Below are 16476 nucleotides of genomic sequence, written 5' to 3'. Positions count from 1 at the left end.
GCTCCGGGCGGGCACTTGACCCCGCCGCGGCCCTCGCACCGGATGTCCGCGCCGCGGACGGGACCTACTGGACCTCGTCGATGCGCTTCAGGTAGTCCGCCCAGGCCGGATAGTCCTCGGCGACCTTGGCGCGGACCGCCTCGCGGAACTCGTCGAGCTTCAGGCCGGCGGCCTCGTCGATCACCGTGACGCCCTGCTCCTTCAGGAAGGCGATCTCGTCGGCCTCCGAGTCGCGGTACCAGTCGAGCGATTCCTGGCCGACCTCCTTCAGCACCTCCTCCATGATCGCGCGGTCCTCGTCCGGGATGCCCTCCCAGGCGTCCTCGTTGACGAACACGGCGAGCACCGATTCCATGTGCCCGGTCAGCATCAGGTACTTGTTCGCCTCGTACATCTTGCGGGCGATGATGTTGTTGAGGGGGTTCTCCTGCCCCTCGACGAGGCCGGTCATCAGCGCCGGCATGATCTCGGAGATCTCGACCGGGGTCGGGATCGCGCCCATCCCCTCCAGCATCGTCGACCAGAGCTGGATCGGCACGCCGCGGAACTTCTTGCCCGCCATGTCCGCCGGCGAATAGACCGGGTAGCGCGCCGTCAGGTGCCGCGCCCCGCGATAGAAGTTGCCGACGATGCGGATGCCGGCGTTCTCGATCAGCTTCTCGTTGATCTCGTCCAGCACCGGGCTGCCGGGCGCCGTCGCCTTCATGGCGTGGTCCATGCCCCGGTAGGCGTAGGGCGCGTTGAAGACGGCGACGTCCTCGTAGAACCGGTCGAGCGAGGAGAAGTCGTGGTGCGCCATCTGGATCGCCCCGATGCGCACCGCGTCCAGCATCTCCGACAGGTTGCCGAGCTGCGAGTTCGGGAAGACCTCGATCGTCACCCGGCCGTCGGTGCGCTCCTCGATGCGCTTGGCGAGCTCCTCTGCGAACCGGGTCTGGCCCTCGCCCTCGGCACCGACGTGGGCATAGCGCAAGGTGACGTCGGCCGACGCCGGCAGGGCGACGAGCGTGGCGAGACCAGCGGCGGTCAGGGCCGTCCATAGTGGCTTCATCGTGTTCCTCCCAAGACTTTCTCTTGTGTTTTGGCGGTCGCCCTCGGGGCGATCCGGTAGAATCTGGCGGCGTTGTCGTGGAACAGGGCCCGGCGGACGTCAGGCGCGAGGTCCGACGTGACCGCGGCGAAGCCGGCGAAGATGGCCGTCATCTCGCCGACGACGGAATCGACCGGGAAGTTCGAGGCGAACATCGCCCGCTCGGGGCCGAAGATGGCGATCGCGTCGCGCACCACGGACGCGTTCTTCTCGAGGCTCCAGCGCTCGCCGCGGAGGCCGATGCCGGAGATCTTGACGGCGACGTTGGGCTCGCGCGCCAGCGTCTCCATCGCCGCGCGCCATCCGGCGAGACCCTCGGGCGAACGGTCGGCGGGGAGGCCGGTGTGGTTGAGGATGATGCGCGTCTGCGGGAAGTCGCGCGCCAGCTCGGCGGCGGCGTCGAGGTGCCACCAGGGCGTCTGCAGGTCGAAGCCGAGGCCGTGACGGGCGAGGTGGGCGTAGCCGTCGCGCCAGCGCGGATCGTCCATCGACCCCGCCGCGCCGCGCTGCGCCTCTGCCGGTGCGCGGGCGGCGGCGGGCTTGTGGCGCACGCTGCGTACGAGCGGGAACGTCGCCTGCTTGGCGATGACCTCGCCGGCGTTCTCCGCGTCCATGAATGCCTGAGCGACGACGGCGTTGGGAAAGCCCGCCTCGGCGGCGTAGTTGTGCACCCAGCGCGTCTCGCCGAACGGGTCGGCGGGGTCCCACTCCGCCTCGACGTAAACGGTGGCGACGACGTTCATGGGACCGGCGTCGGCGCGGTAGTCGGGCGCGAGGTAGTCGCGGCGGATCGACGAGTAGTCGCCGTAACGGAACGGGATCATCTCGCCGCACAGCCAGGGGTGCTTGCCGAGCGAGAGATCCCACAGGTGCATGTGCGCGTCGATCAGCCGGTCCGGCAGCGCCGTGAGGTCGGGCTCACCCATGAGCGCCGCCCGCCGTCGCCGCAGGTCGTGCGGCCCCCGCCCTACGCGTCGGCTCCTGTGCCAATCGCGCCTCCTCCCCTTCGACCGCCACCTCTGACGGGTGGCTGGCTTCGTTCTTGTTATCTGAATACAGTATGCAGCATAATTTGCGCGCCGCAAGTGCGCGCAGCGCCCGAGAGGATCCACGGCCCGTGACCGACATCTCGCCCCCCGAACACCTGATCCAGCGCCGCACGCTGCACGAGGAGGTGGTCACCCGGCTGCGCGACATGATCATCGACGGCACCCTCGAGACCGGCTCGCGCATCAACGAGAGCGAGCTCGGCCCCAGGCTCGGCGTCTCCCGCACCCCCCTGCGCGAGGCCCTGCGGACCCTCGCGAGCGAGGGGCTGATCGAGCTGGTCCGCTCCAAGGGCGCGGTCGTGCGGCGCTTCGGCATCGAGGACGTCGCGGAGATGCTGGAGTCGCTGAAGGCCATCGAGGGGTTCGCCGCCCGGGTCGGCGCGACAAGGGCCGGCGAGGCCGAGATCGCCGCCATCATCGCCCGGCACGACGAGATGGTGCGCTGCTACGAGGGGCGCGAGCGGCTCGCCTACTACAAGCTCAACCAGTCGATCCACACCGCGATCGTGGCCCTTGCCCACAACGCCAGCCTCGCCGAGCTGCATGCTTTGGTGCAGGGGCGGCTGAAGCGGATCCGCTATATCGGCAACCACGCACCCGAGAAGTGGGCCGGGGCCATGGCCGACCACGAGCGGATGGCGGACGCGCTGAAGCGCCGCGACGGCGACGCGCTCGCCCGCGCCCTCGAGGACCACATGGACAACACCCTCGCGCGCGTCCGCGACGTGCTCTGACCTCGGCAGCCCCTCCCGGGCGGAGGGCGCTGAGGCGCCAAAGCCTCACCGGGTAGGCGATCGCCCTCCGCCGTCAGATCCGGGGTGCCAGCGGGGTGTCATTCGGCGCATCGTCCACGGCGCCGAAATGGACCGGCCCGGACGCGAAGTACCGGATGCGAAGAAGGAGCGATGGCATGTACGATCTCATCTTGAAGGGCGGACGTGTCGTCGATCCGGCGTCGAGCATCGACGGGATCCTCGACGTCGGGTTCGCCGACGGGAAGGTCGCCGCCGTCGGCGCCAACCTCGAATGCGTCGAGGCCGGCGAGGTGAAGGACGTCACCGGATGCGTCGTCACGCCGGGACTGATCGACTTCCACACCCATGTCTACTGGGGCGGCACCTCGCTCGGCGTCGATTCCGAACGCATCGCCCGGCGCAGCGGCACCACCACCTTCGTCGACGCCGGCAGCGCGGGAGCGGGGAACCTCCCGGGCTTTCGGGCGCACGTGATCGAGCGGGTCGCGCCCCGCATCCTTGCCTACGTGAACATCTCCTTCGCGGGGATCTTCGGGTTCTCGAAGAACGTGATGGTGGGCGAGTGCGGCGACATGCGCCTCGTCCATCCCCACGAGTGCCTCGCCGCCGCGAAGGACAACCTCGACATCGTCGTCGGCATCAAGGCGCGCATCGGCGCCAAGGCGGGCGGAATGTCCGGCATCGCGCCGCTGCACCTCGCCATCGAGGTCGCCGACAAGCTCGGCCTGCCGGTGATGGCCCACATCGACAACGCGCCGCCGAACCAGAAGGAAGTGCTCGAGATCCTGCGGCCCGGCGACATCCTCACCCACTGCTTCCGCCCCTGGCCGAACGCGCCGATCGACGGACAGCGCAACATCCGCGCCGAGGTGCTGGCGGCGCGCGACCGGGGCGTCGTGTTCGACATCGGCCACGGGCAGGGGGGATTCTCCTTCGATTCGTGCCGCGCGATGTTCGACGAGGGGATCTTCCCGGACGTCATTTCCAGCGACGTCCACGTCCTGTGCGTGGACGGGCCGGCCCACGACGTGCTCGCGGTCATGTCGAAGTTCATGGCCCTTGGCATGAACCTCACCGACGTGGTCCGCTGCGTCACGCTGAACCCCGCGCAGGCGATGCGCCGGCCGGAGCTGGGGTCGCTCGCGGTCGGGACGCCCGGCGACGCGACGATCCTCGAGCTGCGCGACGAGCCGGTCCGGCACGTCGACGTGTCCGGCGAGACGCTCACCGCCGACACCCGGCTCGCGGCGAGGGGCGTCGTCATCGGCGGGCACTGGTGGGCGAACGGGGACGCGCCCGAACCAAGGAGCTGACATCGAGGGCGTCCGCGGGGGGACCGGAGGCCGGGGCGCTCCGGCTTCACCAGTGAACAGGGGCGGGACGCCTGTTCTCCGGAGCCAGCCATCGCTGAAGGAAGCCCTGAGCCGGAGCGGGACGCCGCGCAAGGCACGCTTCGCTCTTCGGCCTTGCACGGCGTCCCGCTCCGGCTCTCTTCGGGCTTCAGCGATGGCTGGCTCCGGAGAACAGGCTGGGCCTTGCCCGTGGGCCCCTCGCGGGGAGGCCGTGCCGGCGATGTGGGACGGCGGTTGGGCGCGGTGGTTCAGGTGCGGCGGGTCAGGCGTGGTGGCAGGCGACCTGGTGGCCGGGCGTGGTGGCGCGCAGCGGCGGCATCGTGCGGCAGACGTCGGTGCGCTTCGGGCACCGGTCCTGGAACGGGCAGCCCTCGATCTGCTGGAAGCGGCTCGGCGGCTCGCCGCGCTCCACCGCGCCGGTGACGCGCTTGCTCGGGTCGATGCGCGGCACCGAGGCGATCAGCATCTGCGTGTACGGGTGCTGCGCGGCGGCGAAGAGGGACGGGCCGTCGCCGAGCTCGACGACGTGGCCCATGTAGAGCACCGCGACACGGTCCGAGATCTTCGCCACGACGCCGAGGTCGTGCGAGATGAACATCATCGTCAGGCCGAGGCGCGCCTTGAGGTCGGCGAGGAGGTTGAGGACCTGCGCCTGGATCGACACGTCGAGCGCCGACACCGGCTCGTCGGCGATGATGAGGTCAGGCACCGGCAGGATCGCCCGCGCGATGCCGACGCGCTGGCGCTGCCCGCCGGAGAGCTCGTGCGGGTAGCGCGGCGCGAAGCTCGGGTCGAGGCCAACCTGGGTCAGCGCCTCGCCGACCTGCTCGGCGCGCGCCTTGCGGCTTTTGAAGAGCCCGTGGATATCGCCCGTCTCGGCGACGGAGTCGCCCACCGTGCGGCGGGGGTTGAGCGAGGCGTAGGGGTCCTGGAACACCATCCGCAGCTTGAGGCGCGCCGTGCGCAGCGCCGCGCCGTGCGCCTTCAGGAGGTCGCCGCCGCCGAAGATCACCTCGCCGCCGTCCGCCCGCGTGAGACCCATGATCGAGCGGCCGACCGTCGTCTTGCCGCAGCCGGACTCGCCGACGATGCCGAGCACCTCGCCCCGCCGCACGGTCAGCGAGATGCCGTCCACCGCCTGCACCCGGTAGCGCTTGCCGTCGCGGTGGACGTGGAAGGTCTTGGTGAGGTCCCGCACCTCGAGGAGGGGGGCGGCGGCCGGGGCCACGGTGTCGGTCAGCGCCATCAGACGGCCTCGGCGATCAGCGGGAAGTGGCAAAGCGCGGTGTGACCGCCGGCCTCGACCACCGGGACGGGGCCGGACCGGCACGGCGGGCCGGCGCGCTCGCAGCGTGGCGCGAAGGGGCAGCCGTCACCGATCTCGTAGGGCTTCGGCGCCTGGCCGGGGATCGAATGGATCGGCTCCTGACCGGTGGCGGGGTCGGGGACGCACGCCATCAGGCCCGCCGTGTAGGGGTGGAGCGGCGCGGAGAAGATCCCCTCCACCGTCCCGGTCTCGGCGATCTTTCCCGCGTACATCACCGCCACGCGGTCGGCGAGCTGGGAGACGACGCCGAGGTCATGGGTGATGAAGAGGACGCCCATGTGCAGGCGGTCGCAGAGGTCGCGGATCAGGCCGAGGATCTGGAGCTGCACCGTGACGTCGAGCGCGGTCGTCGGCTCGTCGGCGATGAGCACCTTCGGTCGGCAGGCGAGGGCGACCGCGATCATGACGCGCTGGCGCATGCCGCCCGACAGCTCGTGCGGGTAGGCGCGAAGCTGGAGCTGCGCGTCCGGGATGCGGACGAGGTCGAGGAGCTCGCGCGAGCGGGCGGCCGGGTCGGCCTCGGGATCGTGGACCCGCACCGCCTCGGCGATCTGGTCGCCGATCCGCATCACCGGGTTCAGCGACGTCATCGGCTCCTGGAAGATCATCGCGATGTCGCCATGGCCCTTCCGGACCCGCTCGAACGGCGTCGCCTCGGTGATGTCGGCGCCGTCGATGGCGATGCGGCCGTCGCTGACCCACGCCTCCGGGTGCGGCAGGAGGCCCATCACGGCGAGTGACGTCATGCTCTTGCCGCAGCCGGACTCGCCGACGAGCCCCAGGATCTCGCCCGGCGCGATCGCGAACGAGACGCCGCGCACGACGTCGATCGAGCCGTGCCGCGAGCCGACCGAGACCACCATGTCCTCGACGGTGAGCATCGCCTACCTCCGCTGCCTGTTGCCCATGACCTCGCGGAAGCGCGGGTCCATGTGGTCGCGCAGCGCGTCACCGGTGAGGTTCAGCGAGAACGCGGTGAGGGCGATCATCATGCCGGGAAAGAAGAGCAGCCACGGGGCGCGGGTGATGTAGATGCGCGACTCGGCCAGCATGTTGCCCCAGCTCGGCACGTCCGGCGGCGTGCCGAGGCCGAGGAAGTCGAGCGACGCCGCCCCGAGCTGGGCGAAGGCGAAGACGAAGCTCGCCTGCACCAGGAGAGGCGAGATCATGTTGGGCAGGATGTGCCTGGCGATCAGCCAGACCGTGCCCGCGCCCATCGAGCGGGCGGCCTCCACGTAGGTCTCCTCGCGCAGCCGCAGGGTGACGCCGTAGACGATGCGGGCCGTCGTCGTCAGGTAGACGACGCCGATGGCGAGGATCGCGTTCACCACGCCCTGCCCGAGGATCACGATGAGCCCCAGCGCGAGGAGCAGCGAGGGGAAGGCCATCAGCACGTCGACGCCGCGCATCAGGATGCGGCCGAGCGCGGGATAGAGCGCCGAGACGACGCCGATGGGAACGCCCGTCGCCAGTGCGAAGGCGACCACGCCGAGGCCGATGAGGAGCGCCAGGCGCGAGCCGTAGACGACGCGCGAGAAGGTGTCGCGGCCGAAGTGGTCGGTGCCGAACCAGTGCTCGGCGTTGGGTGGCACGAGGCGCTCCGTCGGCGCGATGTCGAGCGGCGAGTAGGGCGCGATCAGCGGCGAGGCGAGCGCGGAGACGATGACCACCAGCAGGAAGATGAGGCCGATGAAGGTGACCGGTCGGGCGGTGACCGGGGCGAGGACCGCGCGGACGGTGGCGCTCATGAGAGCTCCACCCGCGGGTCGAGGAAGCGGTAGGAGATGTCCACCAGGAGGTTGATGACGAGGTAGAGGCAGACGATCACGAGGATCACGCCCTGGATGACGGGATAGTCGCGCCGCAGGATCGACTGCACCACGGTGCGGCCGATGCCGGGCAGCGCGAACACGGTCTCGGTCACCACCGCCTCGGAGATCAGCGCCCCGAGGGTGAAGCCGAATGCGGACACGACGACGAGGAGCGCGTTGCGCAGGGTGTGCCGCAGCACCACGCGGCGGGGGCTGATGCCCTTGGCGCGGGCGGTGCGGATATAGTCCTCCTTCGAGACGTCGAGCATCGAGGCTCGGGTGAGGCGCAGGATGAGCGCCGCGTTCGGCGCCGCCAGCGCGAAGCTCGGCAGCAGGAGGTAGCGCAGGTTGGCGAGGCCGCCGTCCTCGAAGATCGACGGATAGCCGGAGGACGGGAGCCAGCCGAGCGTCGCGGCAAAGACGAGGATGAGGTAGAGGCCCACCCAGAAGGTCGGGATCGAGGCCATCAGCATGGCGAGCCCCGAGAGGCCCTGGTCGAGCGCGCTCCCCCGCTTCACCGCCGCGATCACGCCGACCGGCACGCCGATGACCACCACCCAGACCATGGTGATGAGCGCCAGCAGGATGCTCGTCTCGGCGCCGTCGACGATGACGGAGGTGACCGGCTCGTCGAAGAAGATCGAGCGGCCGAGGTCGCCCTGCAGCGCGCTGGCCGCCCAGTAGAAGTACTGGACCACCAGCGGCTGATCGAGCCCCAGACGGGTGCGCAGAGCCGCCGCCTGCTCGGGCGTCGCCGAATCGCCGAGCATGACGAGGATCGGGTCGCCCGGGATCAGGTGGATGAACATGAAGATGATCACGGAAGCGGCGACCAGCGTCGCGAACGCCGCTCCGGTCCGCTTGGCGATGTAGATCCACATCGGCGGCGGTCTCTCCTAGCCGGGCGCTTCGGTTACTTCGACGCGCCCCAGAAGTACTGGAAGCCCGGCGCCTTGTCCCAGGCCGGCTTGAAGCCCGGCGCGGCGATGTCGAACGAGAACACGTCTCCGACCTTCGCCGCCGGCACCTGCTCGTAGGCGAGCTTCTGGATTTCGGCCCAGGTGGCGGGGCGGCCGTCGAGGTCGGAGGTGTTGATGAACGTCGCCTCCAGCTCCTCCTTCTCGGGGCTCGTCCACCAGCCGGGATAGTTGTCGTTCATGAAGGTCAGCAGCGCCGGGTCGGCGACGGTGTTGTGGTGCGTCATGAAGAGGTCCCAGGCGCCGGGCTCGGCCCGCTGCTTCAGGAGCGTCGCCCAGTCCCGCACGTCGAGCTCGACGTTGATGCCGGCGTCGGCGAGCTGGCGCTTGAAGACGTTCGCCTGGTCGAAGTGCTGCTGGTAGTTGGTCGACACGAGCAGGCGGATGGGCGCGCCGTCGTAGCCGGCTTCCGCGGCCATCGACTTGGCCTTCTCCGGGTCGCCGACGTTGTAGGCCTCGGTGCCGGCGTCGGTGTACCAGACCGAATCCTTGGTGAAGAAGGCGCCCTGCGCGTCCCACAGCTCGGGGTCGCCGACGGAGACCTGGAGCGCCTCGGTCATGTTGAGCGCGGTCAGGATGGCCCGGCGCAGCGCGTAGTTGTCCTTCAGGATGCCGTCCTTGGAGTTCATGAACAGCAGGCCGAAGATCGGCGAGGCGCTGATGTACGGCGTCACCGAGGGGTCGTCCTTCAGGATGGCGTAGAGGTCGCCGGAGATGAACTCGGCGTAGTCGTAGTCGCCCGCCTGGACGCCGCTGACGCGGGTGCCGACGTCGGACACGGGGATGAAGCGCAGCGTGTCGAGGACCGCCTCGCGGTTGCCGGCCATGCCGTCGGCCGGCTCGGAGCGCGCCGCGTAGTCGTCGAACTTGACGAGCTCGACGTAGCGGTTCGGCCGCCAGTCGCTGAACTTGTAGGGGCCGGTGCCGATATAGCTCTCGGGCTTCACCGGCTCGCCGGCCGCGGCGGAGACGATCTCGGCGGGGAAGACGATCGGGCCGCCGTTGACCTGGGCGAGGAGGCTCTTCCAGGCACCGTTGGGGGCCTTCAGGGTGATCGTCACCTCGTAGTCGCCGGTCGCCTCGACGGTGTCGAGGCCGAGCGTCGAGCCGCGCGCGCCGAACTCGGCCCAGCGCTTGAGCGAGGCGGCCACGTCGTCGGCCTTCATCTCCTCGCCGTTGTGGAAGGGAACGCCCTGGCGCAGCGTGACGGTGATCGTCTTGCCGTCCTCGGAGACGGTCTCGCCCTCGGCCAGCAGCGGCTGCGGCACCGACTTCGAGTCGAGCGCGTAGAGCGTCTCGAACATGTGCTGAGCGATCATCGTCGCGACGACGGCCGTGCCCATCTGCGTGTCGAGGCTGGGCGGTTCGCCGATGGTCGCGTAGCGGAGCGTCTCGGCGGTCGCCGGGGTGACGGCGCTTCCCGCCGCCAGCGTCCCGGCGAGCGCGAAGGCGCCGGCCGCGAGGACGCGCTTCATTCCAAGTCTGCCCAACATTGCACCGTTCCTATCGTTGTTCTTCGGCAATCGTTTGGCGCGGCGGTCGTGCGCCGCGGGTTACGCAACGCTCAGAGGCAGGTAAAGCCTCCGTCGATGACCAGCGCGGCCCCGGTCATGAACCGGGACGCGTCGGACGCGAGGTAGACGGCGAGCGGCCCCAGGTCCTCCGGGTCGCCCGCGTGGCCGGCGGGGATCATGGCGACCGCCGCGTCGATGACTTCGGGACGCTCCTTCAGCCAGCGCCGGTTGGGTGCCGTCATGAAGAGGCCGGGACAGATCGCGTTGGCGGTGATGCCGTGCGGCGCCCAGTCGACGGCGATGGAGCGGGTGAACTGCACCAGCGCGGCCTTCGCCGTCTCGTAGTGGCGGCCCGAGATGCCGCGGCCGGCGACGAAGGCGTTGATCGAGGCGACGTTGATGACCCGCCCGCCGGTTCCCCGATCGATCATCGCGCCGCCGATGACCTTGGTGCAGGCGACCGCGCTCGTCAGGTTGAGGTCGACGAGCTTGCGCCAGGTGGCGAGCGGGGTGTCCTGAAGCTGGATGTTCTCGCGCCGCCCGCCGACATTGTTGACGAGGATGTCGACCGGACCGGCTTCGGCGAGTGCCCGGGTGCAGACCGCGACGGCGCTCTCGGGATCGGAGACGTCGGCCGGAAGGACGGTGACCTCGCGCCCGATGGCGCCGACGTCGCCGGCGGTGGCGTCGAGGTCGTCGGAGGGGCGCGCCACGAGGACGATGTCCGCCCCGGCGCTCGCCAGGGCCAGGGCCATCTCGCGGCCCAGACCGCGGCTGGCGCCGGTGACCAGGGCTCGCTTGCCGTCCAGCCGGAAACGATCCAGTACGTTCACGCGAGCCGCTTCACGAATCCACCTCCCAGCACCGGAGCGATGCCGCCACTGAAGGTGCAGCTTCCGCTCCGATAAGTTCAGCGTATCGATAAATTAACAAAGGTCTAGAGCGAAACCCGTCCCTGGAACGATTTTGGCATGCCGTTCTGTGGATAAATTAACCCGTGGGTTAATAACCTTTGCCGCGGGCCGACACCGGCCAGACCGTCTCCACCCGACCGTCCCGCACGCCGACGTACCAGTCGTGCATGTTGCACGTCGGGTCGCAGTGGCCCGGCACCAGCCGCAGCTTGTCGTTGACCTTGAGCGCGCCGGTCGGATCGTCGATCGTGCCGTGCTCGTCGGAGCAGCGGATGTACCTGACGTCGTCGCGGCCGAAGACGACGGGCAGGCCGCTGTCCAGCGACTGCGCCTTCAGGCCGGCGTCGCAGATGGCGCGATTGGGCTTGGGGTGGCTCATCACGCCGGTCAGGATGAAGAGGGCGTGCTCCCACTCCGTCTCGTCGAGCCGCTTGCCGTCCTTGTCCCTGATGCGCCCGTAGTCGGCGTCCATGAAGGCGTAGGAGCCGCACTGCAGCTCGTTGTAGACGCCCGAGCCGCTCTCGAACGCGAACGTCCCCGTGCCGGCGCCGGAGACGAGCGGCGGCTTGAGACCGGCGGCCTCCAGCGCCCCGGCCGTCTCCTTGACGAGGGCGATCGCCTTGTCGAGCGCGGCCTTGCGCCCGGCGTAGTCCTCGATGTGCTGGGCGGCGCCGTGGTAGGCCTGGACACCCTCGAAGGTCAGGCCCGGCGCGGCGTCGATCGCCCTGGCGAGGGCGACGACCTCCTCCGGCGTGGCGACACCGCAGCGGTCCATCCCGCAGTCGAGCTCGACGAGGCAGCCGAGCGTGGCGTTGTGGCGGACGGCCGCGGCGGAAAGCTCGCCGACATTGGCCGCATCGTCGACGCAGACGGTGACCGCGGCGCCGAGGCCGGGCAGCCGCGCGAGGCGGTCGATCTTCATCGCGTCGCGGACCTGGTTGGAAACGAGGATGTCGCCGATGCCGCCCCGCACGAAGGCTTCCGCCTCGGACACCTTCTGGCAGCACACGCCCACCGCTCCGCCGATGGCGATCTGCAGCTTCGCCACGTCCACCGACTTGTGCATCTTGCCGTGGACCCGAAGGCGCATCCCGTGTGCCTTCACGAACTCACCCAGCTTGCGCACGTTCCGCTCCAGCGCGTCGAGGTCGAGGATGAGGCAGGGGGTCTGGATGTCGGCCTCCGCCATGCCGGGGAGAGCCGGCACGTCGTAGCCGACCTCGAGCCCCGCGAGAGTGTTCTTCATGTCCATGGTCGGCGGTCTCCAGATCACATCGCGCCGTCGGGCGCGCGTCGGATAAGGGGTCGTCTCGCAACCGCCCCCTTGTCAAATGCGAATGGGCGCCCGGCTTACGAAATCGCCGCGACAGTGTCTCCGGCAGCGACCGGGGCGACCGGTTCGGCGAGGTGGCAGGCGGCAGCGCGGGCGGGGCCGAGGGGTCGCAGCGCGGGGTCGTCGCGCCGGCACCGCTCCACGGCGATGGGACAGCGCGGGTTGAAGTTGCAGCCCGGCGGCGGGGAGAGCGGGGAGGGGATCTCGCCGCGGATCGGCCTGATGTCGACGCGCCCGCCGTCGTCGAGGGCGATCTTCGGCACGCTCTCGAGGAGGCCCCGCGTGTAGGGGTGCTTCGGCGCGTCGTAGACGTCGCCGATCGGCCCCTCCTCGACGACACGGCCGAGGTACATCACCGCCACCCGGTCGGCGAGGTGCCGCACCACCGCTAGGTCGTGCGAGATGAAGACGATGGTGAGCCCCAGCCGCTGCCGCAATTCCAGGAAAAGGTTGATGATCTGCGCCTGGATCGACACGTCGAGCGAGGCCACCGGCTCGTCGCAGATCAGCACCTCCGGCTGCATCGCGAGCGCGCGGGCGATTGCGATACGCTGCCGCTGGCCGCCGGAGAACTGGTGCGGGAAGCGCGCGGAGAGCGACGGGTCGAGGCCGACCTCGGTCAGCGCGCGTGCGAGCGCCTCGCCCTTGTCGCGCGGCCTGACGAGGCCATGGGCGAGGGGCCCCTCGAGGATCGTGTCGCCGACGCGCATGCGCGGGTCGAGCGAGGCGAACGGATCCTGGAACACGGTCTGGATCGTGGTCGTGGCCTTTCGCCCGTTGACCATGACGGGCTCGCCCTTCAGGCGGACGGTACCGGACGTCGGCGCCATGATGCCGGCCATCATCCGGCCGAGCGTGGACTTGCCGCAGCCCGACTCGCCGACGATCCCCAACGTCTCGCCCTTCGCCACGCGGAGCGTCACGCCGTCGACCGCACGGACCGAGCGCGTCTCGACGTTGGCGCCGAGGCGCGCGGCGAGCTTGTCGCCGAGCGTCAGGTGCGGCGCGAAGTGCCTGACCGCGTTCTCGACCGTGAGTTCCGCCTCGCTCATGCCGCGACTCCCACGGGATGGATGCAGCGCACCGCTCTCGCGCCGTCCGGCCGCAGGGCCGGTTCCGCGGCGCAGGCGGCGGTCGCGCGGTCGCACCGCGGGCGGAAGGCGCAGCCTTCGGGAAGATCCAGCAGCGACACGGCGCTTCCCCTGATCTGGGCCAGCGGCTCACCCGGCTCGGACATGGCCGGCAGCGAGGCGACGAGGCCCGCCGTATAGGGGTGGCGCGGGTCGGAGAGGACGGCGCCCACCGGACCCTCCTCGACGATGCGCCCGGCGTACATCACGAGGACGCGGCTCGCGATGGCGGACACGGTGGCGAGGTCGTGGCTGATCCAGATGAGCGCGGTCCCGCTCCCCTTCACCAGCTCCCCCACCTCGGCGAGGATCTGGGCCTGGATCGACACGTCCAGCGCCGTCGTCGGCTCGTCGGCGATGATGACGTCCGCGCCGTGCAGCAGGGCGATCGCGATGGCGACGCGCTGGCGCATACCGCCGGACATCTCGTGCGGGTAGGCGGCGAGGCGCGCCCGCGCCTCGGGGATGCCGACGCGGGCGAGCACCTCGGCCGAGCGCGCGTCGGCGGCCCTGCGGCTCATGCGTTCATGGGCGGTGACGGCGAGCGCCATCTGCCGGCCGATGGTGAGCACCGGGTTGAGCGTCATCATCGGGTCCTGGAAGACCATTGCGATCTTCGCGCCGCGGATCCGGCGCAGCGCGCGGGGCGGCTGGCCGACCAGCTCCTCGCCCCGGAACTTCACCGAGCCGCCGACGATGCGCCCCGGCGGGTCGATGAGGCCGAGGAGCGAAAAGCCGGTGACGGACTTGCCCGACCCCGACTCGCCGACGAGCCCGACCACCTCGCCGCGCCCGACCTCGAAGGACACCCCGTCCACCGCCTTCACCACGCCCGCGCGGGTGAAGAAGTGGGTGCGAAGGTCGCTGACCTCGAGAACGGGCGTCATCGGTCGAGCCTCGGGTTGAGGATGTCGCGCACGTGGTCGCCGACGAGGTTGATGGAGACGATGAGGAGGATGAGCGCGATGCCGGGATAGACCGAGATCCAGGTCCGGCCGCTCATCATGTACTTGACCCCGTTGGAGATCAGCATGCCGAGCGAGGGTTCCGTCACCGGCAGCCCGAGGCCGAGGAAGGAGAGCGTCGCCTCCAGCGCGATGGCGTAGGCGATCTGCACCGTCGCCACGACGATGAGCGCCGGCATGGCGTTCGGGAGGAGGTGGCGGAAGATGATGCGCCGGGCCGACAGCGGCGTCGCGGCGGCGGCCTCGATGTAGTCCTTCGACCGCTCGGCGGAGGCGGCGCCATAGGCGGTGCGGGCGAAGTAGGCGTACTGGGCCGTCACCAGCGCGATGATGAGCTGCGCCTTGCCCTGCCCGAGCAGCGCCACGAGGACGAGCGCCAGCAGGATCGGCGGGAAGGAGAGCTGGAGGTCGACGAGGCGCATGATGATCGTCTCGACGACGCCGCGCGCGTAGGCCGCGAGGATGCCGAGCACCGTGCCGAGGACGAGCGCCACGGTGCCCGCGGCGAGGCCGATCTGTATCGAGACGCGCAGGCCGTAGAGGATCGCCGAGAGGAGGTCGCGCCCCTGCGCGTCCGTGCCGAGCAGGTGGACGTATCCGCCCGACCCGACGAAGCCCGGCGGCCGGCGCGCGTCGCGCAGCGAGAGGCCGGAGAGGTCGTAAGGGTTCTGCGGCGCGATCCAGGGCGCGGTGAGGGCGAGGATCGCCAGGATGATGACCACCACGAGGGCCACGACCGCGACCCAGTCCTCCCGGTAGCGCTGCCAGAAGCGCCGCCACGGCGAGACCGCGCCGCGGGACGTTGCGGACGGAGGGCTCGCCCCGCTCATGCCGTTCGCCCCCGGCGCAGGCGCGGGTCGAGCACGGCGTAGACGAGGTCGACCGCGAGGTTGATCGTCACGAACAGCGCCGAGACGAGAATGAGGTAGGCCATCATCACCGGGCGATCGAGGTTCTTGATGGAGTCGATGATGAGCTTGCCGACCCCGGGCCAGGAGAAGATCGTCTCCGTGACGACCGCGAAGGCCAGCGTCGAGGCGAGCTCCAGCCCGAACACGGTCGCGATGGGGATCGCGATCAGCTTCAGGACGTGCCGGCGCACGATGGTGCCCTCCGAGAGCCCTGCCGCGCGGGCGAATTTCACCGTGTCCGACAGCATGACCTCGCGTGTGCCGGCGCGGGCGAGGCGGATCATGATGGCGAGCTTGAAGAGGGCGAGGTTGATCGCCGGAAGGACGAGGTGGGACCAGCCGTCGACGGTGAAGATGCTCCACGGCACGCCGAACACCAGCACCGTGTCGCCGCGTCCGCCAGAAGGCAGCCAGCCGAGGTTCACCGCGAAGGTGAGGATGAGGATCAGCCCCACCCAGAAGGTCGGCACCGAGAAGCCGAGCACCGAGACCGCCATGATGAGGCGCGACGAAACCGCGTCCGGCTTGTAGCCGGCCCACATGCCGAGCGGCACGCCGATGAAGAGCGCGCCGAGCACGGCGGTGAACACCAGCTCGATGGTCGCCGGCAGGCGCCCGAAGATCAGCGACAGGACCGGCTCGTTGTAGATGTAGGAGCGGCCGAGGTCGCCGTGGAAGAGGTTCCAGATGTAGAGGCCGTACTGCTCCCACAGCGGGCGGTCGAGGCCGAAGCGCTCGATCACGCGGGCGCGGATGTCCTGCGGCGCGTCGGGCGGAAGCAGCACCTCGAGCGGATTGCCGATGGCGTAGATACCCGCGAACACGATGACCGACATGACGATCATGATGATCGCCGCCTGCATCACCCGCTGCAGCAGAAACCCGGTCATCGCGGGGCCGGGTCCGTCAGCCACTTGGCGAAGAAGTGGCGGGCGTGGCCCTTGGGGTAGTCGTCCAGCCGGCCGAACTCGGCGTAGCCCATCTTGAGGTAGAACCCCGGCGCCTGGAACGAGAAGGTGTCGAGCCAGACCGCGGTGCAGCCGCGCTCGCGGGCGATGGCCTCGGCGCGGGCGATCAGCCTGGCGCCGAACCCCTGGCCGCGCAGCGAGGCGTCGACGGCGAGATACTTCACGTAGAGCCAGCCGAAGTTGGTGAACCCGACGAGCGCGCCCAGGACGCGCGGCGGCGCCGCGTCCTTGTCCGTCACCGTCAGGCACAGGGACTGCGGCGCGAAGTGGTGGCCGAGCCGGCTGGCATGGAGGTCGAGCAGCTCGACGGCCCGCTCCTGGAGCGCGTCGCTGGATGCGACCTCTTCGATGGCGATCGATCCTGTCAATTCGGTGCCTTC

General features: G+C 70.1%; 16 protein-coding genes. 2 read left to right on the top strand and 14 right to left on the bottom strand.

Features of this window, described 5'->3' with window-relative positions; genetic code table 11:
• Positions 1 to 64: 64 nt before the first annotated feature.
• On the bottom strand, positions 65 to 1051 hold the full coding sequence (locus tag DLJ53_RS13595; protein WP_111345960.1) for a TRAP transporter substrate-binding protein: 987 nt from the start codon (positions 1049 to 1051) through the stop codon (positions 65 to 67).
• Complete coding sequence (locus tag DLJ53_RS13590; RefSeq protein ID WP_111345958.1) at positions 1048 to 2016, bottom strand: amidohydrolase family protein; 969 nt, start codon at positions 2014 to 2016, stop codon at positions 1048 to 1050. The genes DLJ53_RS13595 and DLJ53_RS13590 overlap by 4 nt, the downstream gene beginning before the upstream one ends.
• Positions 2017 to 2207: 191 nt before the next feature.
• On the opposite strand from DLJ53_RS13590, the gene DLJ53_RS13585 reads away from it, so the two are divergent.
• Positions 2208 to 2873, top strand: a complete 666-nt coding sequence (locus DLJ53_RS13585; RefSeq protein ID WP_226575396.1) for a GntR family transcriptional regulator — start codon at positions 2208 to 2210, stop codon at positions 2871 to 2873.
• A gap of 176 nt (positions 2874 to 3049) precedes the next feature.
• Entirely contained in the window at positions 3050 to 4207 is a 1158-nt protein-coding gene (locus tag DLJ53_RS13580; protein WP_111345955.1) for an amidohydrolase/deacetylase family metallohydrolase, read from the top strand.
• Between the two features lie 301 nt (positions 4208 to 4508).
• On the opposite strand, the gene DLJ53_RS13575 is transcribed toward DLJ53_RS13580, so the two are convergent.
• From DLJ53_RS13575 to DLJ53_RS13520, 12 genes are all read right to left on the bottom strand, one after another.
• A complete protein-coding gene (locus DLJ53_RS13575) occupies positions 4509 to 5492 on the bottom strand; it encodes an ABC transporter ATP-binding protein (RefSeq protein WP_111345953.1) in 984 nt (327 codons plus the stop codon).
• Positions 5492 to 6454: an ABC transporter ATP-binding protein gene (locus tag DLJ53_RS13570; RefSeq protein WP_111345952.1), complete on the bottom strand. Its 963-nt coding sequence runs from the start codon at positions 6452 to 6454 to the stop codon at positions 5492 to 5494. Before DLJ53_RS13570 ends, DLJ53_RS13575 begins: the two co-directional genes overlap by 1 nt.
• Before the next feature lie 3 nt (positions 6455 to 6457).
• Positions 6458 to 7321 (bottom strand): ABC transporter permease, encoded by an 864-nt coding sequence (locus DLJ53_RS13565; protein WP_111345950.1) that lies wholly within the window; start codon positions 7319 to 7321, stop codon positions 6458 to 6460.
• Positions 7318 to 8265, bottom strand: a complete 948-nt coding sequence (locus DLJ53_RS13560; RefSeq protein ID WP_111345948.1) for an ABC transporter permease — start codon at positions 8263 to 8265, stop codon at positions 7318 to 7320. The genes DLJ53_RS13565 and DLJ53_RS13560 overlap by 4 nt, the downstream gene beginning before the upstream one ends.
• Before the next feature lie 32 nt (positions 8266 to 8297).
• Positions 8298 to 9854: an ABC transporter substrate-binding protein gene (locus DLJ53_RS13555; protein WP_111345947.1), complete on the bottom strand. Its 1557-nt coding sequence runs from the start codon at positions 9852 to 9854 to the stop codon at positions 8298 to 8300.
• A 71-nt stretch (positions 9855 to 9925) separates the two neighbouring features.
• A complete protein-coding gene (locus tag DLJ53_RS13550) occupies positions 9926 to 10708 on the bottom strand; it encodes an SDR family NAD(P)-dependent oxidoreductase (RefSeq protein WP_111345945.1) in 783 nt (260 codons plus the stop codon).
• 169 nt (positions 10709 to 10877) lie between these two features.
• Positions 10878 to 12041 (bottom strand): 3-hydroxy-D-aspartate aldolase BhcC, encoded by a 1164-nt coding sequence (bhcC, locus tag DLJ53_RS13545; protein WP_111345944.1) that lies wholly within the window; start codon positions 12039 to 12041, stop codon positions 10878 to 10880.
• Positions 12042 to 12139: 98 nt separating this feature from the next.
• The gene (locus tag DLJ53_RS13540; protein ID WP_111345942.1) at positions 12140 to 13174 is read right to left on the bottom strand and encodes an ABC transporter ATP-binding protein; all 1035 of its coding nucleotides are present in this window, start codon (positions 13172 to 13174) and stop codon (positions 12140 to 12142) included.
• Positions 13171 to 14139, bottom strand: a complete 969-nt coding sequence (locus tag DLJ53_RS13535; protein ID WP_111345941.1) for an ABC transporter ATP-binding protein — start codon at positions 14137 to 14139, stop codon at positions 13171 to 13173. The genes DLJ53_RS13540 and DLJ53_RS13535 overlap by 4 nt, the downstream gene beginning before the upstream one ends.
• Positions 14136 to 15047, bottom strand: a complete 912-nt coding sequence (locus DLJ53_RS13530) for an ABC transporter permease (RefSeq protein WP_111345939.1) — start codon at positions 15045 to 15047, stop codon at positions 14136 to 14138. The genes DLJ53_RS13535 and DLJ53_RS13530 overlap by 4 nt, the downstream gene beginning before the upstream one ends.
• Positions 15044 to 16018 carry an ABC transporter permease gene (locus DLJ53_RS13525; RefSeq protein WP_111345937.1) on the bottom strand — a complete coding sequence of 325 codons (975 nt, stop codon included), beginning with the start codon at positions 16016 to 16018 and terminating at the stop codon, positions 15044 to 15046. Before DLJ53_RS13525 ends, DLJ53_RS13530 begins: the two co-directional genes overlap by 4 nt.
• A complete protein-coding gene (locus DLJ53_RS13520; RefSeq protein WP_162409180.1) occupies positions 16015 to 16464 on the bottom strand; it encodes a GNAT family N-acetyltransferase in 450 nt (149 codons plus the stop codon). Before DLJ53_RS13520 ends, DLJ53_RS13525 begins: the two co-directional genes overlap by 4 nt.
• Between the last annotated feature and the right edge of the window lie 12 nt (positions 16465 to 16476).

It is taken from the genome of Acuticoccus sediminis, from assembly GCF_003258595.1.
In the GTDB taxonomy this organism is placed as follows: domain Bacteria; phylum Pseudomonadota; class Alphaproteobacteria; order Rhizobiales; family Amorphaceae; genus Acuticoccus; species Acuticoccus sediminis.
Note: the sequence above shows the minus strand (reverse complement) of the source record. Positions and strands in the feature narration are given on the sequence as shown.